The sequence below is a fragment of the Saprospira grandis genome (genome assembly GCF_027594745.1).
Lineage (GTDB): Bacteria > Bacteroidota > Bacteroidia > Chitinophagales > Saprospiraceae > Saprospira > Saprospira grandis.
In genome coordinates this window covers 3,782,744-3,804,129 of record NZ_CP110854.1, presented here as the reverse complement: position 1 = coordinate 3,804,129, position 21,386 = coordinate 3,782,744, and the positions used below count along the sequence as shown (strand labels likewise).

General features: G+C 46.7%; 22 protein-coding genes. 2 read left to right on the top strand and 20 right to left on the bottom strand.

The genetic code is table 11. The features are described from left to right. Positions 1-461 precede the first annotated feature (461 nt). The gene (locus OP864_RS14975; RefSeq protein ID WP_270098959.1) at positions 462-2,156 is read left to right on the top strand and encodes a tetratricopeptide repeat protein; all 1,695 of its coding nucleotides are present in this window, start codon (positions 462-464) and stop codon (positions 2,154-2,156) included. A gap of 255 nt (positions 2,157-2,411) precedes the next feature. On the opposite strand, the gene accC is transcribed toward OP864_RS14975, so the two are convergent. From accC to OP864_RS14920, 11 genes are all read right to left on the bottom strand, one after another. Beyond that, positions 2,412-3,905: an acetyl-CoA carboxylase biotin carboxylase subunit gene (gene accC / locus OP864_RS14970; protein ID WP_270098958.1), complete on the bottom strand. Its 1,494-nt coding sequence runs from the start codon at positions 3,903-3,905 to the stop codon at positions 2,412-2,414. Between the two features lie 19 nt (positions 3,906-3,924). Continuing rightward, on the bottom strand, positions 3,925-5,121 hold the full coding sequence (locus tag OP864_RS14965; protein WP_349294459.1) for a pyridoxal phosphate-dependent aminotransferase: 1,197 nt from the start codon (positions 5,119-5,121) through the stop codon (positions 3,925-3,927). A gap of 271 nt (positions 5,122-5,392) precedes the next feature. After that, positions 5,393-6,157 (bottom strand): nucleoside triphosphate pyrophosphohydrolase, encoded by a 765-nt coding sequence (gene mazG, locus OP864_RS14960; protein WP_270098956.1) that lies wholly within the window; start codon positions 6,155-6,157, stop codon positions 5,393-5,395. Between the two features lie 818 nt (positions 6,158-6,975). Further along, positions 6,976-7,596 (bottom strand): hypothetical protein, encoded by a 621-nt coding sequence (locus OP864_RS14955; RefSeq protein WP_270098955.1) that lies wholly within the window; start codon positions 7,594-7,596, stop codon positions 6,976-6,978. A 202-nt stretch (positions 7,597-7,798) separates the two neighbouring features. Further along, entirely contained in the window at positions 7,799-8,842 is a 1,044-nt protein-coding gene (locus OP864_RS14950) for a hypothetical protein (RefSeq protein WP_270098954.1), read from the bottom strand. A 184-nt stretch (positions 8,843-9,026) separates the two neighbouring features. Further along, the gene (locus OP864_RS14945) at positions 9,027-9,542 is read right to left on the bottom strand and encodes a hypothetical protein (protein ID WP_270098953.1); all 516 of its coding nucleotides are present in this window, start codon (positions 9,540-9,542) and stop codon (positions 9,027-9,029) included. Continuing rightward, positions 9,526-10,392, bottom strand: a complete 867-nt coding sequence (locus OP864_RS14940) for an SDR family oxidoreductase (RefSeq protein WP_270098952.1) — start codon at positions 10,390-10,392, stop codon at positions 9,526-9,528. The genes OP864_RS14945 and OP864_RS14940 overlap by 17 nt, the downstream gene beginning before the upstream one ends. Further along, positions 10,376-11,575, bottom strand: a complete 1,200-nt coding sequence (gene xseA / locus OP864_RS14935) for an exodeoxyribonuclease VII large subunit (RefSeq protein WP_270098951.1) — start codon at positions 11,573-11,575, stop codon at positions 10,376-10,378. The genes OP864_RS14940 and xseA overlap by 17 nt, the downstream gene beginning before the upstream one ends. A gap of 253 nt (positions 11,576-11,828) precedes the next feature. Next, positions 11,829-12,989 (bottom strand): homogentisate 1,2-dioxygenase, encoded by a 1,161-nt coding sequence (locus OP864_RS14930; RefSeq protein ID WP_002660384.1) that lies wholly within the window; start codon positions 12,987-12,989, stop codon positions 11,829-11,831. Positions 12,990-13,008: 19 nt separating this feature from the next. Beyond that, a complete protein-coding gene (locus tag OP864_RS14925) occupies positions 13,009-13,998 on the bottom strand; it encodes a hypothetical protein (protein WP_270098950.1) in 990 nt (329 codons plus the stop codon). A 194-nt stretch (positions 13,999-14,192) separates the two neighbouring features. Then, the gene (locus tag OP864_RS14920) at positions 14,193-15,035 is read right to left on the bottom strand and encodes an alpha/beta hydrolase family protein (RefSeq protein WP_270098949.1); all 843 of its coding nucleotides are present in this window, start codon (positions 15,033-15,035) and stop codon (positions 14,193-14,195) included. A 360-nt stretch (positions 15,036-15,395) separates the two neighbouring features. Between OP864_RS14920 and OP864_RS14915 the strand changes: the two genes are divergently transcribed. Continuing rightward, a complete protein-coding gene (locus OP864_RS14915) occupies positions 15,396-16,376 on the top strand; it encodes a polyprenyl synthetase family protein (RefSeq protein WP_270098948.1) in 981 nt (326 codons plus the stop codon). A gap of 4 nt (positions 16,377-16,380) precedes the next feature. On the opposite strand, the gene OP864_RS14910 is transcribed toward OP864_RS14915, so the two are convergent. The 9 genes from OP864_RS14910 to OP864_RS14870 all read right to left on the bottom strand — a co-directional run bounded on the left by OP864_RS14910 (position 16,381) and on the right by OP864_RS14870 (position 21,346). Next, positions 16,381-16,749 (bottom strand): TM2 domain-containing protein, encoded by a 369-nt coding sequence (locus OP864_RS14910; protein ID WP_270098947.1) that lies wholly within the window; start codon positions 16,747-16,749, stop codon positions 16,381-16,383. 11 nt (positions 16,750-16,760) lie between these two features. Then, positions 16,761-17,132, bottom strand: a complete 372-nt coding sequence (locus OP864_RS14905; protein WP_270098946.1) for a TM2 domain-containing protein — start codon at positions 17,130-17,132, stop codon at positions 16,761-16,763. Between the two features lie 44 nt (positions 17,133-17,176). Then, positions 17,177-17,659, bottom strand: a complete 483-nt coding sequence (locus OP864_RS14900; RefSeq protein WP_270098945.1) for a hypothetical protein — start codon at positions 17,657-17,659, stop codon at positions 17,177-17,179. Further along, entirely contained in the window at positions 17,660-18,157 is a 498-nt protein-coding gene (locus OP864_RS14895; protein ID WP_270098944.1) for a hypothetical protein, read from the bottom strand. It lies immediately after the preceding gene. Between the two features lie 17 nt (positions 18,158-18,174). After that, positions 18,175-18,684 carry a hypothetical protein gene (locus tag OP864_RS14890; RefSeq protein WP_270098943.1) on the bottom strand — a complete coding sequence of 170 codons (510 nt, stop codon included), beginning with the start codon at positions 18,682-18,684 and terminating at the stop codon, positions 18,175-18,177. Positions 18,685-19,011: 327 nt separating this feature from the next. Then, positions 19,012-19,302: a DUF2752 domain-containing protein gene (locus OP864_RS14885; protein WP_270098942.1), complete on the bottom strand. Its 291-nt coding sequence runs from the start codon at positions 19,300-19,302 to the stop codon at positions 19,012-19,014. Then, the gene (locus OP864_RS14880; protein ID WP_270098941.1) at positions 19,299-19,784 is read right to left on the bottom strand and encodes a YqiA/YcfP family alpha/beta fold hydrolase; all 486 of its coding nucleotides are present in this window, start codon (positions 19,782-19,784) and stop codon (positions 19,299-19,301) included. The genes OP864_RS14885 and OP864_RS14880 overlap by 4 nt, the downstream gene beginning before the upstream one ends. Positions 19,785-19,788: 4 nt before the next feature. Then, the gene (locus tag OP864_RS14875) at positions 19,789-20,634 is read right to left on the bottom strand and encodes a hypothetical protein (RefSeq protein ID WP_270098940.1); all 846 of its coding nucleotides are present in this window, start codon (positions 20,632-20,634) and stop codon (positions 19,789-19,791) included. A 367-nt stretch (positions 20,635-21,001) separates the two neighbouring features. Next, positions 21,002-21,346 carry a hypothetical protein gene (locus OP864_RS14870; RefSeq protein ID WP_270098939.1) on the bottom strand — a complete coding sequence of 115 codons (345 nt, stop codon included), beginning with the start codon at positions 21,344-21,346 and terminating at the stop codon, positions 21,002-21,004. Positions 21,347-21,386: the final 40 nt, after the last annotated feature.

The window sequence follows — 21,386 nt, the reverse complement described above, 5'->3', positions numbered from 1 at the left end:
TTTGTTGGATATTTTGAAGGACCATATGGAAATAGTGGAGTGTGCGCTTTCTTTATCTCCTTTTTTCAAAAACCCCAAGAAAAAGCTGAGGGACTAACAAAAGCTATTATATCCTCCAGCCTAGGGACAACTAGCAGGCGGCAAAGCCGCCATGGCCGTAGGCCAAACGGCCTAGCGATGTGCAGGGGTGGCCGAAGGCCAGACCCAGCGGGTGCAGCCCGCGCAGGGCCGAGCAGACCTGCGAGCCCCGCAACCTAGCGCCGCAAGGCGAAGCCGCAGCGGAGGCCCCCAAAAATAATCCTCCTCAATAAAAAATTGGGGGAAATGGAACTTATTTAGGTAAAAAAGCAATATCAATCGCTTTTTTTGTAACTTAATGCTGCCAACATTTAACCTACTTATGGATAGCCGTGCAGGGCTAAACAGGCCATTGCCCAGCCACAGCCATTAAAACCTTAAAAATGACAAAAGTAGAACTGATCGCTGCCTTAGAAGAGGCGCAGTCGAAAGCTGATTTCTACCAATTGGATAGTTTAATTGAAGAGGCCAAAACAGAATATGGCGAAGAGGCCTTCTGTTTTTATTATCAGGCCGAATACTATCGTTTGCTCAAGGACCAAGAGCAGGCGATTGATTTTTACCAAAAAGCGATTGCCATCTCGCCCCAAGCCAATTATCGTTTGGCTCTGGCGCTGAGCTTATTGCAAAAAGGAGAAGCCAAGGAAGCCCTGGCCCTTTTGCAGGCCTTGCAAAAAGAAATTCCAGAAGAAAAAGACTTGCAATATGCCCTAGCGCTTTATTATAGCAGCCAGGGCGAGGAAGAAAAAAGCCTTTTGCAACTCAATAAGCTGTTGGCCCAAGCCCCCGATGATGTTTTGGCCCTCCGCCTAAAAGTGGATAGCCTAGAGCAATTGGGACAATATGAAGAGGCCCTCCAAAGTCTACAGTTTTTGAAGGGAGAAGAGGTCGGCGCTATCTTATTGGCCCAGCAAGAAATTGCTCTACTCAAAAAGCTAGAACGCAGCGAGGACGCCATTAAGGCCTATCGAGATTTAATTGCAAGCGACCCCAAAAACATTGAATATCGCCTCGCTTTGGGCGATTATTATATGCAGTTGGCCAATTATGAAGAGGCCGAATATTGCTTTGCCGATGTTTTGGATATCGAAAAGAAACAGGGCGGCCAAACCGCTTATACCCTCAAGAAAAAAGGCCGTGCCCTTCTCTATCGCAACCAACTAAAAGAAGCACAAGCCGATTTTAAAGCCGCCATGAAAACCGAAGGCGATGATAGCGAAAGCTACCTGCTTTTGGCCCAAACTGCAGAACGGCTCGGGCAGTTGCCCATGGCCAAAATGTACTTGGAACTCGGCCTCGATATGGCCGCCTATAACCGCTGGCCCCTCTATCAAAAACTCGGACAGATTGCCCTAGCCCTAGAAGAATGGACCGAAGCCGAAAAAGCTTTTGAAGGCATGACCCGAGAAGCCGCCGGCAAAGCAGAAGGCTTTTATCAACTTGGCCTGCTCTATATCCGCCAAGGCGATTTGGCCAATGCCTACGAAATGCTGCTAGAAGCCGATGAGGAGTTTCATGAAAAGGCCATGGATATGCTCAAGCTGCATTGTGCCGACTTCCTCGCCAAAAAGGCCAAGGAAGAAGAAGGGGAAATGCTGGACGAATTTGCTGCCGCTATGGCCGAAAATGCCCAGTCTCCCTTTATCCAAGAGGTTAATGCCAAGCTGTGGACGGTCCACCGCAAAGCCACAATTGCTCAAAATCCCTTACTCAAGGAGCTGCCCAAAGAGATGCAAAGCCTCTTGCTCAAAGCCTTTGAGGGCATGCTTTTGCAACTTACCCCCAAGGGACTTTTCCTCCTTAATTTGGGCCAAAAACCCACTCGCGCCATTTATCGCATCCTCAAAGAGGCTAGCTCTGGCGTAGCGATCGAACTACAACCGCTAGACAGTGGCAAGATGAGCCAAAATATGCAGTTCCGCCTCCGCAAAGCCTTCTTTGTGCTCTGTGGCATTGGCGAGGGAGACGCAAAACTCGACATTTATTTCCAAGAACAATCGCCTAAAGATTTGCCCGCTGCCATTAAGGCCGCTTATAAAAAAGCTCATCAGGCAGAAGAACTGGCTTTTTTGAAGTAGTTCTTTGCTCCAATATAACCGAAAGGGCGCTAGCGAATTGGCTAGGGCCCTTTTTCTGTTTAGGAAGAGATGTATTTTCTTTTGGGGCTGCCCCGCCCTGCGGGCGGGTCGGGCCATTTCGCAGCTCGCAGGTCTGCTCGGCCCTGCGTCGCTTCGCTCCTTGGTCTGCCGCCTTCGGCGGCCCTGCTACAGCCCCTCAGCCGAAAAAAAAGGCCCAAAACGATCGTTTTGGGCCTTTGCGCAATACAGCTAAACTTAGTGCTTCGCTCTATCTTTCCAAGCAGAACGCTTTGCGCCCTGATTGTTACTAGCGGTTGTAGCGCTAGCCTTATTTCCTTTTTGATCAAGCAAATGCGCCACTAGCATAGCGGCCAAAAGCTCTTCTTCTGGCGCTTCTTTTTGCAGCAATTCGGGACGGAAATAGTTTTTGACAAAATGTGTATCAAACTTTCCGCTCACAAAAGCCTCATGCTCTAAAGCAAAGCGGCCAAAGGGCAAAGTAGTAGCTGGACCATCAATTTCATATTCCTCAATCGCTCGCAACATCCGACTAATGGCCTCTTCTCTATCCTTACCATAAGTAATCAACTTGGCAATCATGGGGTCATAGTAAATGGGAATCTCCATACCTTCCTCATAACCATCATCCAAACGAACGCCCACGCCTTTGGGCGCACGGTAGCGCTCCAAGCGGCCAATAGAAGGCAAGAAGTTATTGGCGGGATCTTCGGCATAGACCCGAAGCTCTAGCGCATGTCCCTGAATCCTCAAATCCTCTTGCTTAATTTGTAGGACTTCTCCCCTAGCAATGAGAATCTGTTGGCGGACCAAATCCACTCCAGAGATGAGCTCTGTTACGGGATGCTCTACCTGCAGACGAGTATTCATTTCTAGGAAATAGTAATTATTATTTTCGTCAAAGATAAACTCTACTGTTCCGGCGCCTATATAATCACAAGCGCGGGCCACATCACAGGCAGATTTGCCCATAGCTTCCCGCAATTCCTCGGTCAAAATAACAGAGGGCGCTTCTTCAATCACCTTTTGGTGGCGGCGTTGGATAGAGCATTCCCTTTCAAAGAGGTGGATCACATTGCCATGTCCATCGGCTAGGACCTGGATTTCGATATGGCGGGGAGAGCTAATGTACTTCTCGATAAAAACGGAGCCATCACCAAAAGCATTTTGGGCCTCAGAAACGGCTCTTTTCATTTGCTCTTCTAGCTCTTCGGCCTTTTCGACGATACGCATTCCTTTTCCACCTCCACCAGCAGAGGCCTTAATGAGAATGGGAAAGCCAATCTCGGTGGCTACGGTTTTGGCTTCTTCAATATCGGTCAAAGCATAATCGGTACCGGGCACCAAGGGAATATCATAAGCTTTGGTCGCTTCTTTAGCGGCCAATTTGCTCCCCATCATTTCGATGGCCTTAGGTTTTGGACCAATAAAAGTGAGGCCTGCTGCGGCTACGGCCGCTGAAAAGCCTGCATTTTCGCTCAAGAAACCATAGCCGGGATGAATCCCATCGACCCCTAACTTTTGGGCTTCTTCAATAATTTTATCGGCCAAGAGATAAGATTGATTAGAGGGGGCGGGGCCCAAACAAATCGCCTCATCGGCATAGCGTACATGTGGAGCGAGGCGGTCAGCCTCCGAATAAACGGCCACAGTAGCAATCCCCATTTCTTTACAGCTGCGCATAATGCGCAGGGCAATTTCGCCACGGTTGGCTACCAATATTTTCTTCATTGCGTATCAGTCGTTTAAATTATTTTAATTTTTCGCAGGCCTCCGCTATGCGGCGGCAAGCTTCTTTGAGGTCTTCTTCGCCTAGGGCGTAGCTCAGGCGCAGGCAATTGGCATTGCCAAAGGCAGAGCCGCCCACTAGGGCCACATGGGCTGTTTCTAGAAGATAAAGGACCAGGTCCTCATCGGTTTGGATCTGGTAATTTCCGTAGCTTTTGCCAAAAAGGGCCGAAACATCGGGAAAGAGGTAAAATGCCCCTTGGGGTTTATTCACTTGGAATCCAGGGATTTGGCGCAGCAGCTCGATCAATAAATTGCGGCGGCGTTCAAAGGCTTCGCGCATGGCGAGGGTGGCCTCTTGTTCAGCTTCTAGGGCATAGGCGGCGGCCATTTGGCCAAAGGCATTTGCGCCAGAAGTAAACTGTCCTTGAATTTTGATACAGGCATCGGCAATCCATTGGGGGGCGGCCATATAGCCTAGGCGCCAGCCCGTCATGGCAAAGCCTTTAGAAAAGCCGTTAACGATAACGACCTGTTCTTTGATTTGATCAAATTGGGCTATACTCGCATGGGCTTGGCCACTGAAGTTAATGTACTCATAAATTTCGTCTGAAACAATGATTAGATTGGGAAATTCTTGGAGTACCTCCACCCAACTGGCCAATTCTTCTTTGGTTAGCAGGCTGCCTGTGGGATTACAGGGAGAAGAATAGATGAGCAGGCGGGTTTTATCGGAAATAGCCGCTTTAAGTTGTTCGGCAGAGACCTTAAAATCTTGTTCGATACCTGCAGAAACGAATTTCACACTAGCCCCACTTAGGTTGAGGATTTCCTTATAAGACACCCAATAGGGACTGAGAATAATGGCCTCATCGCCTTCTTCTAGCAGGGCCATAGAAAGGTTGGCGATTGCTTGTTTGGCGCCATTGGAGACCACAATTTGGCTAGGCGTATACGCTAGGCCATTATCTCGCTTAAATTTATGGCAAACGGCTTGGCGCAATTGGGGCAAACCGGCCACGGGGGTATATTTAGTAAAGCCCGTTTGCAGGGCTCGAATAGCGGCATCTTTAATATGCTGGGGCGTATCAAAATCGGGTTCTCCGAGGCTAAGGCTAATCACGGGATGTCCCTGAGCGGCTACATCTCTAGCCAATTGGGCCATCCGCAAGGTGGCCGATTCTTCCATTTGTGCTAAGCGTTGAGCTACGCGTTTTATCATGCTGTTCTTGTTTTTTACGTTCTAGAAAGAGAGCTGCTTCTCTTTTGTCTGATTAGCTGTTTTGCTTTATGTTGTTGGTTTGAGTTCGTAGCAGGCGGCTTGGCCGCCTTTGGCCTGAAGGGCCAAAATGGCCTAGCGATGTGCAGGGGTGGCCGAAGGCCAGACCGAGCAAAAATGCTTTGCATTTTTTGCGAAGGGCCGAGCGAGCAGCGAGCCCCGAAACGTAGCGCCCGCAGCTTGCTGCGGGAGGCCCCAAAAGCAGGACCTCCTACTTAGTTTTTGCTTCATTCCAGAGGGCATCCATTTCGGACAGGCTCATTTCGTCTAGTGGTTTACTGGCCTGTTCTTCAATGTATTGGAAGCGTTTAATAAACTTGCGATTGCAGCGTTCTAAGGCCAGTTCAGGATCCACTTTGAGGAAGCGGGCATAATTGATCATAGAAAAAAGCAGGTCGCCAAATTCCTCTTCAATTTTATCTTGTTCGTTATTTTCGACCTCTGCTTCTAGTTCGGCCAACTCTTCTTTGACCTTAGCAAAAACGGCTTGGCGCTCCTCCCACTCAAAGCCCACTTGCTTGGCTTTTTCTTGGATGCGATAGGCTTTGACCAAGGCGGGCAATGATTTTGGCACCCCTTGCAAGACTGATTTTTTGCCTTCTTGCAGTTTAATTTTCTCCCAATTGGCTTTGACGGTAGCCTCATCTTCGGCCTTGGTATCGCCATAAATATGGGGGTGTCTACGGATGAGTTTTTCGCAGAGATTATTCAGGACATCGGCCACATCAAAGGCGCCTTGTTCGCTAGCAATTTTGGAATAAAAGACCATATGCAGCATAATATCGCCGATTTCGCCTTTGAGTTCGTCCAGGTCATTTTCCAGAATAGCATCGGCCAGTTCATAGGTTTCTTCGATGGTCAGGTGGCGAAGGCTTTCGAGCGTTTGTTTGCGGTCCCAGGGGCATTGTTCTCGGAGCTCGTCCATAATTTTGAGTAGGCGCTCGAAGGCGGTCAATTTTTCGGCTAGAGTATGCAAGGCAAATAGTTTTGGTCCAAAAAGAGGGTTTGCTTTAAAAAACAAATGTACAAACAAAGTTTGTAGAAGCTAAATTTTTGCTTTGATAAGCTAGGGGTCGGAAAATTATCTTTAGGGGGTTGTTCTTTTTTTGGGGCCTGCCGCCTTCGGCGGCCGGGCCCTTACAGGGCTCGCAGGTCTGCTCGGCCCTGCGCCAGCAAGCTGGCTGGGTCTGCCGCTGCGCGGCCCCCTTGCAGGCCCCTAGGCCTGCGGCGGCTTCGCCGCCTGTAGGATGGATATATATACCTGTAGGTTAAAACCCACAGCAACAAAAGAGGCTATGCTAAACACAATAAAAATGAGCCGATGGTTGAAACCATCGGCCCATAACATTTATAGCAAACAAGGGCTTCAGCCCGCCAGTTTGCATAGTCTACAACCATGGGCTGAAGCCTATGGGCCCAAAACTGCCCAGCCGCCAAAGAAGAAAGCACGGACTGAAAAATGTTTATTTATGGAGGGTTTCAACCCTCCATTGAACACAAAAATGCATTCGTTAATTGGCTGTAGGTTTCAACCTACAGGCCCATATAGCAGGCCCCTAGGGCCGCAGGCCTAGCGATGTGCAGGGGTGGCCGAAGGCCAGACCAAGCGGGCGCAGCCCGCGCAGGGCCGAGCGAGCAGCGAGCCCCGCAACGACAACAAGGACTTTAGTCCGCAGTTCGACGACCAACGGGAGTAACCGCCCGCCGAAGGCGGGAGGCCCCAAAGGCAAATCAATACAGATGGGGCTACTCATGTAAAAGTGAAGTATCTTATCAACATTGATTTATAGGTATTTACCACTTCAGTATAAACTTTGAATTTGGCTTATCTCCCTCATTTCTGTAAACAACAGCTATTTCATCTTCATAAAAGATGATATTTTCCAAGCATCTGTCAAAAAAAAGGCAATTTGTTTGCGTTAAATCATACTCAACTAGCGTATCCATTTTTGTCAGTTCAATTACAGTTAAAACATATTCCTCTGGATTCATTCTGTATGTAACTACCCTATTATGAGAACTATCTACAGCCAAGGGATTTAGAAATTTGTAGCTGATTTTAAAATCATCTTGTTTTAGGTAAGCATTAAACGCATTGTCTGTTTCTAGGTAAACAGATCGTATACAAATAAGATCTTCATTTGACCACAATACTTCTATATATCTATCAAGATCTTCATATTTTTCCTGGAAAGGATAACAAAACTCAGCTAGGCTAGTCGCCTTATCATCATAGTGTATCTCAAAACAAAAATTCAAACTGTCTACAGGAGCTGCTTTAATTGTGTACATAGCATTTTGAAATGCTTTAGGTAAATTGCAAGGAGTAGACACATATTCTTTTCCATCTAAATGTCCAGGAGCATTCAAACAAGACGTTGTTGTTAAAAACAGTAAAAATACAATAACTATCATTAGTATACTTTTTTCCAATTAATTCCTATATTATAATCAATTCTAAGATTTGTTTCAAGGTCATACTTAGGGCCATCTGAAAACTTCCAAAATATCACCCCTCTTATTACCTGACTTGAAGTTAACCTAGCGCCCGCTGAAGGCGGGCGGCCCCAACTGCCAATCAATACAGATGGGACGACTAGTACGGATAAGCAGCTATTTACCCTCTTGTAGAGAAAGAAACATTGGGTAAGCCCTCTATTTTTATTTCCGAATAATAAAAGTAGAGTTTATGCCCTCTTAAAATAAAGGTAATATTTTTTACATGACTTAATTTTTTCAAAATTTCTACAGCTGCCTTAACTTCTCTTAGGGACTTTACATCCCAATAAATCTTCTCTAAAGAATCTAATTCACTCAAAATATTTACATTGTGTTCATTAATGAACAATTCCTTTATACGTAAACGTTTTAAATGTTTCATTAAAGCAAAGCTCTTTGGCAAGTTCTCATTCCATCCCAAACCTAAAAAATTTAGTCTTGGACTATTTATGAGAATATTCATAGTTGCAGTATCTGCAATATCAAAGTCACCTAATAAGGTAGTTAAACTATCACTTAAGTGACTACCTAGTAATTTAATTTGTTTTTCCTTGGGACAAACTTTATTTCTCTTGGTATGAAACAAAGATAAAGATTTGAGAGACGCTGAAAAATACTTTGTATCTATTATGTCTCCATTATTTACAGGAACAGTAAGTCTTTTAATTTTTTTTCCTCTCACTACCGTTTTAAAAGTTTCCAATGATATAGGAGCCTCTAATGCAAGATTTGTTAATTCTTCATTGGTTTTCAACCATTCCTCTAAAAGCTCATGATTTTCCACCCTACCTCTTATTTCTAATCTACTGATCTTTAAACTACAAATACATTGAGGCAAGACGGTCCTATACCTCCAACTGGCGTAAGACAGTTCTCCTATCCAAACAGTATCTAGCTTTGCTAAATCACAAATAACATTGGGCAGATGACTTTTCCTATAGTCTACAACTACGATCCTTACATTTGGACTTTCTTCAAATAAAGTAGATAAATTCTCAGGTTCCGTCATCAGTTTTATCCCATAATATTCCTCATCTTTTAGAAGACTGTAATCAATCTTTTTTTCCTCTATCCACAACCAACCATGGCCTGCATATTGTGCGCTCATTTCTGCCCAACTTATAATCATAAGGAGAATCAGTGTAATTTTTTTAATGTGCATGTTTCAGTCTATTTCTTACTTGTTTTTTATTGTTATCACGGAAGTCTCCTGCCTTAGATTTACTATTTAAGCCCATAACTAGCAAGACTAATTTCCTGCGCCTAGAAGGAGCGAAGCGACTGGCCACAACAAGGCTGAAAGCCGTCTTCGACGACTGAAAGGAGTACCCCCCCCAAAAACCTCCCTAGCCCAATAAAAAGCTCACTAACTGCATCAATAAAACGCCTAAAAAGGCCAAACTCCCCAATTTGCCGCCCACCCCCTTAAAGTATGGGGCTGAAAAACCATACAATAAAGCAGTAAAGCTAGCGGCTGCAAGCATACTCAAATAGGGCCAAGAGAGTGGCAGTTGGCTCATGCCCAAAAAGCTGCCGCAATAAAGCGCTACGGCCCATTTTTGCTGAAAAAAATGATCGAGCATGGCGCCTAAACAGCCCACTAAAGCCGAGGCCATCACCACAGAGATCCCCAACTCTTGCTGTAAAGCCAAGGCCCCTAAGGCCCCAACTATAATCGCCAAACTATCGGCCCAATCTAAACGGCCCAACTCCAGTACCCGATGATGACTGAGGTAATAAGCCAAGACTAACAAGATCCAAATAGGCCACAAAAAAAAGGCTTCTTCGCCAATCATGGCCCCCAAAAAGGCCGAATGCCCCAAGCCCAAAACCAATAAACTGCCCTTAGTCCAAAACCCCATATTCCTCTATTTTGCCCCAATCCATAGAACGCTCCCAAATTTGTTCGGCCAAAGCCCGATCCTGCGCCAAGACAGAAGGCTGCTCCACTCCCTTGGGCGTAAAATATTGTCCCTCAATGAGCAAGTATTCATCAGCAGTTAGTAATTCTAGGATTTGCTGGCCAACCTGCTCCGGCTGTCGCATAAAACGGCCCAAATGACGATACAAAAAGGCCGTAAAGCCTTTTCCCTCTTGCGAAAAATTAGTATTCACAACTCCCGGATGTAAGGCATTGACGCCAAAACCATCTGGACCAAAACGCTGGGCCAATTGCTGCGTAAAATAGAGGTTGAACAACTTACTCAAGCCATACTGATAAAAACGACCAAAGCGCTTTTCTCCCTGCAAATTGTCTAGTTCTAACTTTCGGACCAGTTTGTGGGCCGAAGAAGAAAGATTTAATATTTGCTTGCGCTCTCCAGCTCGAAGCAAACCCATTAGCTGATGCGTGAGCAGAAAATAGCCCATATGATTGAGCGCAATATGCTGCTCAAGACCATCTAAACTCAAGCGGCGCTTAGGAAAAATAGCCCCCGCATTGTTAATCAAGATGTCTAGTTTGGGATAACTTTCTCTAGCATATTGGCCAACTTTCCGAATCGATTCTTGATCAGATAAATCAGCCAATAAGAGGTCAATTTTTGGGTTTTGACTAGCCTGGGCAATAGCCCGCATAGCCGCCTCTCCCTTTTCTGGATTTCGGCAAAGGAGGACCAAATGCGCCCCTTCTTTGGCCAAGGCCAAGGCCGCCGCATAACCAATGCCCGAACTAGCCCCACTCACCAAGGCAATACTATCCTTCAGTTTCATCTTCTATTGCTTCTATATTGATGCGAATCCATTTGCTGCCGTCTTTTAGGGCTAGGCGCAATCGCTGCCCATCCTGCAAATCGGTCCAACTATGAATAATTTGGCCCTCTTCATTGCTCAATTGAGCAAAACCGCGTTTCCAAGCTTTGTCTGGAGATAAGAGCTCCAACTGCTTATCAAAATGCTCTAGTTGCTTTTGGGCCAAACGCAAGCGCTCTTGGCTACTCAAACGCAAACGGCTGTGCAATTGCTCTAAACGCAGCTCCTCTCGACGGATATGCCCTTGTACGCTAGCCCGCAGTTCTTGCTGTAAAAGGGCCAGTTGCTGCTCGGCCAAAAATAATTGATGGACCAAAAAGTCGGCAACTGCCGTAGGGGTTTTTAAGGCCGTATGGGCCACCAAATCGGCTAGACTCTCGTCAATGTCATGGCCAATTCCCGTGAGCACGGGCAGGCTGCACTGCGCCAAATCTCGGCAAAGCTCATAGTCATTAAAGCCATAGAGGTCCAGTTTGGCCCCTCCTCCACGGATGAGGACTACGCAATCAAAACAGTCCTCTTGTTCCTCAATTTCTCGAATCTGTTCCCGAATTTCCTTTTGCATTTGCTGGCCCTGCATGGCCGCCTGAAATAACTCGGTCCGAAAAGCATAGCGCTGACTATTGGCATTGAGCTGTTCCAAAAAGTCTTGCAAACCCGCCGCCTCCTTAGACGAGATAATGGCAATTCGCTGCGGCAAATGAGGCAGCTCCAAGCCCTTGTTTAGCTCAATTAAATGCTCTTGTTCTAAGCGCTTGAGGTTATTGAGCCGGCCCAACTCCAATTGGCCAATGCTAAAAGAAGCATCTAGGTCCAAAATTTCTAAACTAAAGCCATATTGCTCACTAAAATGAGCTTGGACCTTAATAAGGACCTCCTGGCCCTCTCGCATAATGCTCCAAAAGGTATCGCCTAGCTTTTTGCTAATCCGATGCCGACTACTAGCATATAGCAGGGCCTTGGCCTTGGCTTTTGGGCGCTGCTCTTCCTGCTCAATCAAATTGAGGTAGTAAATCGAACGATTCTTTTTTAATTGAGCAATTTCGGCCCGCAACCAAAGCGGCTGAGGCAAGTTTAGACTGACCAAACGCCGCAAATGCTGCATTAGGTCAAATAAACCCAGTTGTTGACTTTCTGGAACCATAGTTATTTGTTTAGCAATTTTGGACCTAGAAGCGGGCGCAGCCCGCTGGCTGAGGGATGGATAGTGGTGCGGCGCAGCCGCAGACCGAGCGGGCGTAGCCCGCGCAGGGCCGAGCAGACTTGCGAGCCACGACACAGCCCGACCCGAGCGATAATTCATGAGGGTTTTAACCCTCATTTTGTATAAGCTCGCAAAGCGATGCCGCTTTGCGCTGGGTTTCAACCCGGCGGAAGGGGCAGCCCCAAATCCTATCCTAATCCTCTGTTAACCAACTTTTGTAATAATCGCCCTGCTCAATGGCAAAGGCTTCTTCTGTCATATAAAGTGGGCGGAAAGTATCCACCATGACTGCTAATTCTAGGGTTTCTTTGGCCCCAATACTCTTCTCGATAGTGCCCGGATGTGGACCGTGGGGAATGCCCGCCGGATGCAAACTAATCATCCCTCTTTCGACATGTTTACGGCTCATAAAATCGCCATCCACATAATAGAGCAACTCATCGCTATCAATGTTGCTGTGGTTGTAGGGGGCGGGAATCGCCTGCGGATGATAATCGAACAAACGAGGCACAAAAGAGCAGATCACAAAACCGCGGCTGCCAAAGGTTTGGTGCACGGGAGGCGGCTGATGAATGCGGCCCGTAATGGGCTCAAAATCGTGAATTGAAAAGGCGTAGGGATAGCAATATCCGTCCCAACCCACGGCATCAAAAGGATGATTGAGGTAGGTGTAGGGATAAATAATGTCCTGTTTTTTGATAAAAAACTTGAATTCGCCCTGCTCATCATGGGTTTGCAAATCTTGCGGCTTGCGAATATCTCGCTCGCAGAAAGGCGCATGCTCAGCTAGTTGGCCAAACTCATTGCGGTAGCGTTTGGGCGTGCGGATGGGCGAATAAGATTCGACGATCAGCAAGCGATTGTTTTCCTCCTCAAAATCAATCTGATAAGTCGTTCCACGCGGAATAATCAGATAGTCGCCATAGCCAAAGGGAATTTGCCCATAAAGGGTTTTGAGTACGCCCTTGCCCTCATGCACAAAAATCATTTCGTCGGCATCGGCATTCTTAAAAAAGTAATCGGTTAGAGACTGTTTGGGGGCGGCCAAGATCACCTTACAATCCTCATTGGCCAAAATCACCTTGCGGCTTTTCAAATAATCGGCCTCAGGCTGCACCTCAAAGCCCATCAAACAGCGGGGCTTGAGCTGATTATCCTTTTTTAGTTTTGGGGCCACCGAATAAGGCTCGCCCAACTGCTTAATTTGGGTGGGCGGATAAAGGTGATAAATATTAGAGTAAATATCTGAAAAACCCTCGGTAGAAAAGAGTTCTTCTTGGTACAAACTGCCGTCCTCTTTGCGAAATTGAGTATGGCGTTTGGGCGGAATTTTTCCGAGTTGGTAATAATGCATAGTTGAGATTTTTATCCGTTTATTCTTCTACGGCCACTTTTTCGAGCAAGCGAACAATATCGTCTAAGGCTTTGGGATAGCTCAGATATTGTTGTTTGGCATCGGGGCCGGCATAAATGGGCAGCATCACAATTTTGCGGCCCTTATGCCCTCTACTAATGGCCAAACTGAGGGTCACCGGCCTAGGCGTTTCCTTGAGGCGGTCCATACAATTGGCCGTTTGGCAGGGGTAAATTTGTTCCCACTCAAAAAAACCTTTTTTTTCTATATACGCAACCAATTGCTCGAGTTCTGCCCGAGAAATCTGCGATTCCCAGACCCGCAAGCCCTGCTGTTCGTTTTGCAATTTGCGCTTTACCAAGCCCTCTGAGTTGATTGTCAATTGGTTTTTGCGCACAAAATCGGGTGGACCATAAAATCCGCCGCCCACCAGTTCAATTTCAAATTTGGGGGTGGTATCCAAAGGCGAATCTGGGCGAATTTGGCCCTTTTTTCCCGCTTTGGGAATCCGCCGCTTGCCAGGCTCATCCTTGAGGTAGCGATAAGGATGCGGATCGCTGCCCATAATCGTCCGCTCGACAACCGCCTCTGGATATTGGCCCAAATCATAGCGAAAAAAAGGCGTTTCGGCCTCGCTCATCCGTATAAAATGGTACTGATAGCGGCCCTCTCCCCCATTCAACTCAAACTCCAAAACCAGATGTTGCGCATTATAATTGGCCACTTTCCAATGCTCGACCTGCGCAAAATTATAATAGAGTTTGTCAAAAGGAGCCGCCAAACGCCAACGGTCCTTGCTCAAGGCCCCATTGAGGTAGGTTTGCACCGTTTCATCATACTTAAACCAGACAAAATGCTGATATTCCTCCTCGGCCCGAAAAAGCACATCCTGACTTTCGGCCTCGCAGGCATAGCTAAATTTCCAACGGCTATTATTAAAGGCTTTTGGCCAAGTTTGGGCCATAATGGAACTGCTCAAAAGCAGCAAAAAAAGGGTGAGTTTTTTCATGATCACTGGTTTTAATCGGGGCCTTTTTCTGAATGACTTTCTGCTGTTTTTGGGGCCTCCTGCCTGCGGCAGGCGCTACGTTTCGCAGCTCGCTATTCGCTCGGCCCTGCGCTGCCAAAGGCAGCTTGGTCTGGCCCTTCGGGCCACTGCTGCACATCGCTAGGCCGGTCGTCGCTTCGCTCCTCCCCAAGGGCCTAAAGCTTGGCCAAAAAGTCGAGGCAAAGCTGCAACAATTTTTGGCTATGCGGGGGCAGCTCGGCCCCTGCCGCAAAAGGATGGCGACCGCCAAAAACATGGTCTGCTCCTTCAATAATCTGTAATTCTGCTTTAGGAGAATGCTCATCTAAATAATGGGCCGAAGTGAGAGAAACCGCTGGGTCTTGACTGCCATGTACAATTAAGTGGGGACAAGATAAGTCGACTAATTTTGGTCCAAGGCGAAAGGCCTCTTCATGGGCCTTAAAGTCTTCATAAAGTTGGTAGTCCAGGGGCATATTTTGCTTAGTTCGTCCATTTCGGATAAACTGCCGCCCTTCTTTTTTCCAATGGGCCAAAAAGGCTTGATCTTGCCAGGCATAATCTAGCTCATGTACGCTGGCCCAACTAATGAGCGCTTTGGCCCCTCTTTTTAGGGCCGTTAGGGCCGCAATGGGACCGCCTCGGCTATGGCCAATGAGCACGGGAGCCCTCTTTTGGATGGGCCAATCGCTTTTTTGGACAAAATCGAGTACCGCCTCAAAATCAAAGCATTCTTTGCTATAATTGTTTTGGCCAAAGGCATCAAGATCCTCAAAATCAATTAGATTTGGACCTAAGCCATTATGCGAAAAATTAAATTTGAGAAAAGCATAACCCGCCTGAGCAAAGGCCTCGGCTAGGGCGTTCCAATGGCCCCAATCCTTAAAGCCCTTAAAGCCATGGGCAAAAATGAGCAGTGGCCAGCCTGCTTCGGGCGCCCTGCCGCTCGGAAAACTAATATCTAGGGCCAATTGGCGGCCAGCGGCGGCTGGAATCCAAGCCGTTTTCTTCTTGATCATATTCTATTTGTTCTTAAGTAATTGGATAATTTTGGCCTGAGAAAATCGGCCCAGGCAGGCCTTGGCCTGCAACGGCTGAGGGATGGATAAGGGTGGCCGCAGGCCAGACCGAAGCGCGCAGCGCTGAAGGGCCGAGCAGACCTGCGAGCCCTGACACAGCCCGACCCGGCTGAAAGCCGGGGCAGCCCCAAAACTTAACTAAAAATAATGAAATCTTACTGAAGTTGGGCATTTTCATAGAAAGCTGTTCCTCTTGCTTGAAGTTCTTTGTATTTTTGCAAAAAATAAGGGGCCGGCTCATCTTTTTAGGCTGCTTCTTGTTCTTATAGAAACAATATTATATACACTATATAGCAGCCCATGAAGACCTTGATGAGTTTGAACCAGATAAAAGCCCCAATTGCCGAAGAGCTAAAGACCTTTGAGGGGGTATTTGAGGAGGAATTGCGTTCGCAGGTTTCTTTATTGGATACCATTATGCGTTTTGTGGTCAAGCGGAAGGGCAAGCAAGTGCGGCCTTTATTTATCTTTTTGTCGGCCAAAATTTGCGGTGAAATTGGGGAGATGAGTTATCATGCCGCCTCTTTGATTGAGATGTTGCATACGGCCTCTTTGATCCATGATGATGTGGTGGATGATTCTATGCAGCGCCGTGGATTTTTCTCGCTCAATGCGCTTTGGGGCAATAAAGTGGCCGTATTGATTGGCGATTATATGTTGGCCAAGGGGCTTTTGCTTTCTTTGAAAAATGAAGCTTATCATTTGCTACAAATCAGCTCCAACGCCATTAAGGAAATGAGTGAGGGCGAGCTTTTGCAGATTGAAAAAGCTCGTCGTTTAGATATCAAAGAGGAGGTCTATTATGAGATTATCCGCAAGAAAACGGCTTCTTTGATTGCCGCAGCCTGTGCTTTGGGGGCGGCTTCTGTGGGCGCTACGGAAGAAGAGGTGGAGCGCATGCATTTGCTGGGCGAAAAAATTGGGATCGCCTTTCAGATTCGCGATGATTTATTTGATTTTGGCGATGGCGATGCGGGCAAGCCGCAGGGCAATGATATTCAGGAGAAAAAGATGACCTTGCCCTTGATTCACGCCTTGAATACGACCGATAAAAAGACCAGAAATTATATGGTCAATATCATCAAGAATGAAAATACCAACCCTAAAAAGATACAGGAAGTAACGGATTTTGTCTTGCAAAGTCCGGGCATAGCCTACACTCGTCAGAAAATGTATGATTATCAGGAGGAGGCTATAGCATTAATAAGAGCGTTTCCCGCATCGGAGGCGAGAGACGCTCTAGAAGGTTTGGTCCGTTTTGTCACGGAGCGCAAAAAGTAAGGATTTAGCGGGGGCGGCCTGCAATAACGGCCTCAATCCGATGATCGAGGCGGGCCTTATTGCCCTTCCAACTTAATTCTCTATAATTGGCGGCGTCCATGATATTGCCGATTAGGCAAAGGCCGCCCGTAAAAAAATAGAGAATGCCCATGCCTATTTGGCCCAAAATCAGGCGATGTACACCTGAAAATGCGAAGAAAATGCCAATCAGGGCAAAAGCAAGGACCAAGTTGGGATTCACTCGATCATGCTGATAGCGTGTAAAGACCTCTTCCTTTTGGGCGGGGCTGAGGTCGGCTATGCTCTTTCTGAAATAAGCAATTTCTAGGGCATCGGCCTTTGGTAATTTAGTAATGAGTTGTTCTACTTGCATAAATGGGCAAATTAAAAGACCACTCCACCACCGCCATGCAAACTGCCATAAATCTCATCGGCAATTTTGCGGTTGTGTTCCCAGGCCATACTCTTGTGATTAACCGCATCAATGATGTTACCAATCATACAAAGTCCACCCGTTAGCAAATAGAGGATGCCCATACCAATTTGGCCCATCATAAAACGATGAATGCCAGAAATACCAGCAAGAGGAGCTCCAATAGAAAGGCCCAAAACAAGTATAGGATCTAATCTTCGTCCCTTATAAATGCGCAAAAAACTCTTGCGGTCCGCATCATCCATATCGTGAACAATGCCCGCCAAATATTCAACTTCTGCGGATTCTGCTTTAGGTAGCAGGACCATAATATCTTTTCTCATGGGAATGTTTTGTTTTAAAATGTTTTCTGTGCTAAAAGATGCAACTAATTTTCTTCTTGCGCAACAAAGTCAACCAAAAGTTGAAGTTCTCTAGGGTTAAGCGGGACCCAAACCGTGGTCCACTGCCCTTCTTCAAAGTACAAACGGTCCAACTTTTTGCCCGTATAAACATAGCCAATTTTCATTCGGTCAAAAATCTCAGAATGCTGCATGCTCCCCATACGATTAAAGAGCTCTTTGGTCATTTCCTGATTATGATTGACATAAAGTTTTGGCTTGCCCAACTCAAATAACAACTCCTCGCCTTCTAGTTTCCAACTTCCTTCTACAAGGGTAAAATACTTTCCACCACCCGGAATTTCATTTTTGCTATAGCGCTTAAAAGAGTGGTCTTTTTCTAGGATCAAATAAGAGTCTGTGCCCAAGCGGCTTTGCATCCAGCCCCCAATCAAACTTTCCTCCGATTGGTCAAAGTCTGGACCACAAGAAAATAGCGCTAGGCATAAAATAATCGCTAAATATCGCATCTAGAGTTCGGTTTTTTTGCTGTGTTCTTTACGAAATTGCTCCATTTCCTGAATTTCGCTACTGCTGGCGGGCTTCCAGCCCACTCCATCCAATTGCAGTTTGTCATTTTTTTGGCCCGTACAAGAAAAGCTAACTTCTTGGTCCTCCAAGGCTTCCATATTCAGCTCTGGAGCGATCAATTCAATGGCTTTTTCAATGGTTTTTGCACTTCCTTCTGTCGCAATTTCAGGCGTTCCCTTATACTGAATGCGCAATTCCTCATTTTCCAAGCTCCAGCTTCCTCTAGCCACCATCAGCGCCTTGCCGCCCATCGGAATATTGACCTGAATATAGTTGGTTACGCTATGGTCGGCCCCAAATTCCATATAATTTTTCGAGACCAAAGTCACTTGCTTCCATTGCCCCACCACCTGCCGCTCGGCATCGCTCAATAAAAGGCTACAACTGCTCAATAAAAAGAGCAAAATAAAAGAAAAACTGTAGGCTACTACTTTCATAAAGGTTTATGGTTTAATTATTTATGTTCTTTTAGAAAATCTTCAAGCAAATCAATATTAGCCTGGCTATAAGCTGGTATAACTTGCCTCTCCTCTCCTTCTCCTATCGCTAAATCCCCCTCCTCTGTAATTTCATAGAAATGCTCCGTAGCAAAATCCTCTTCCAAACCCTTCAAAAAATCATCCCGCATTTCATTTATTTTCATCCGCATAGCAGTATTCTTCAATGCCGAGTTAATGGCTATTTCTGGAGGATCTTTTTTGTCGAAGCGCAAAGATAACTTCCCATCAATCAGCTCCCAATTCATCTTTACCTTCATAAGAAATTCACCCGTAAATAGATTCGAATAAAAAAAGTAAAAGTTTGCCTGATGATTAGGATTGAGCTGTAGGCATAATATAGCATCATCCTTCTCCTCTCCCCAATTTCCCAACAGCTGCTGCTCTTCCTGAGAAGGTTGAAAAAGACAAGTGACTACAGTAATAGCAAGTAGAACAAATACACTAATTTTAACTAAGGTTTTCATATTTTAAATTTGTTGTTTTTTGTTTGGGGCTGCCCCGCCCTGCGGGCGGGTCGGGCTGTTTCGCAGCTCGCTGTTCGCTCGGCCCTGCGCCGCCTTTGGCGGCTGGGTCTGGCCTTCGGCCACTGCTGTCCATCCCTCAGCCTGCGGCCCTTCGGGCCTGCTCACCGCAAGAGGAGCTAAGCTTTCTAGGCCAACTATTTTTTAAGGGCATAGCCTTCGCTATAGCGGAGAAAAATAGGGCCGACTAGCGAGAAATTGCTGCAAACTATAAAAGTGAGTGCGTTTAAATCTGGCTATTGCCTGCGGCCCTGCTCGCCGCAAAAGGAGCTATGCTTTCCAGGCCAGACGAATAAGTCGATAAATGCGGTGTAAAAGGATAGCAATAGCGGGCAAACCCAAAGGGTGCATTTCCCAAGATTTGGCCAAATTGCCTTGCAGTGCAAAGGCTACCGATCGGCCCAAACCACAACCCCAACAGCTATCAAAACCAATAGCTCGATAAACACAAATACTAAAATGTTCTATCGCATCGGGCTGGGCAAAGAGGGCCAAATAGATTAGCGCAAATAACCAAACAGCTAATTCAAAATAGCCGCGAAAAAGTTTCCGAAGGATCACAATAATCTTAAAATTTCTTTAACGCCCTGCTGAAAAAAAGGCAGAGGCGTCCGATGTCCATGCTCTCCCCAAAGGTAATGCAACTGCTCTTTTTTGGACCAATTGGCCGCCAAAAAGGCTTGGCTGCTAGTCGGCGCAATCAATTGGTCATTTTGGCCAAAAGCCAAAAGCAACAAAGGCGTTTTTTCTCCACTCTGATCGGCCTTTACCTTAACAGAGCGTACGCCCAAGGCGGGATTAAACAACAAGGCGGGAAGATCTAGCAAACGAGCCAGATGATAGGCAAAATAGCCGCCCATACTACTCCCTACCAAAAGTTCTATCTCTTGCTCTAGCACTGCTTTTTGGGTCATTTCAAATAAAAGGGGCTGGCTCTTATATGGCATGGGCGGCGCCCAAACCTCATGGCCCTCTGCTTGGAGCCAGTTGGGTTTGGGGCCGCCCACCTTAGATTCTAGCCCATGGAAATAGGCAATTTTCATCTGCTTATTTTTGGACAATGCTCATGGTAATTACGCCCTTGGCCTTAAAGCCCTTATCAGAAGGATCGTATTTTCTTTTGAGCGCACATTTTTCTAAAAGATCAATTTCTACCGCCTTGGTAAACTGCGCATTTTGAGGAAAATCCTTTACGCTAGCCATCTTGGCCTCAATTACATTTCCATCAGAATCTACCAAGATTTCAATATAAGCGGTACGGTTGCCCGACTCAAACTGAGAGAGTTGGTTGGCGCTCAATTCACAATTACAAGCGCTAAGACAATTTCGGCCAGCGCCCAATTCTCCTGTGCCTTCGCCTTCTTTTCCTTTACCAATTCCGCCTAGGTCATCTTTTTTCCCGGCAGGAGTTCCCTGCTGGCCGGGGCCTGTTTTGTTTCCATTTCCAGCACCAGGAAAGCTAGGCGTATAGGTATTAGAAGAGCTAGATGAAGAGGAAGAAGAATTATTATTGTTGGTGTTTTCGCTAGGTGTATTTTGAGGTGGTGTGGGTGTGGGTTCTGTTTTCACAGCCTCCGACTCCATATTATCATCCGTTTGGACCTCCTCAATTTCTTGGGTAGTTGGCGTAGGATTATTTTCCTCCTGGGGTTGAGGATCTGTAGTTGGCGTAGGATTTTCGGAAGCGCTACCGCCTGCAATTTGAACATTACCAAAAGAGGCTTCTAGTCCACCAGCCTCCTTAAGCGGATATTCATAGCTAAAGAACCGCCAAAAAATAAGCGTGAGCAGGAGAATCAGAAAGACCAGAGCCCCAATGCGGGCAATATTTCGGTCTTTGCTTTGGCTCAGATGATCTGCGCCGGGTTGAAATTCCATTTCTTGAGTAGACATAAGGCTAGATTTTCTAACTAAAATAAGAGTGGTTTGGGCCTATTTCCGCGTTTTGCAGGCCCGATAGGGCCGCAGGCCACAACAAGGCTGCAAGCCGCAGTTCGACGACCAAAGGGAGTAACCGATGTGCAGCAGTGGCCGAAGGCCAGACCGAAGCCTGAAAGGCTGAAGGGCCGAGCGAGCAGCGAGCTGCGAAACGTAGCGCCTGCCGCAGGCAGGAGGCCCCAAAACAGCAGCGAGCTGCGAAACGACAACAAGGCCGTTAGGCCGCAGTTCGACGACCGAAGGGAGTAACCGCCGACGAGCGAAGCGAGGCAGAGGCCCCAAAACAACATACTATATAACATATATAGCCCTAAGCAAAAAATTAGTTCCTCGGCAGGGTATAGAGTTGCAGTTCGGCCTGTTCGAAGGCGTTGGCGACCTGAATGAGGGGGGCTATATCTTGGGCAGTTGCTTTGGGGGGCAAATAAAAGTGGATTTGCATATTGGGGTTAAGATCTTGGTAGCGCTCGACCTTTTGTCGAAGTTTGGGGGCAAAGCCCTCAAAATCTACGGTATCTCCTTGGACCCAATAGCGGCCCTGCGGCAGGCATTCGACTCTGAGAATAGTCGTTTTGTAGCTTTGCAGCAGGGCTTGAGTAAAGAAGTAGAAGAAGCCCCCCATCCCTAAGATGACCAAAAGGAGCAAATAGATGCGCCAGGAAGACAATTTTTGCGGGGCAAGGTTTTGTCGGAATCTGGGCATAGGG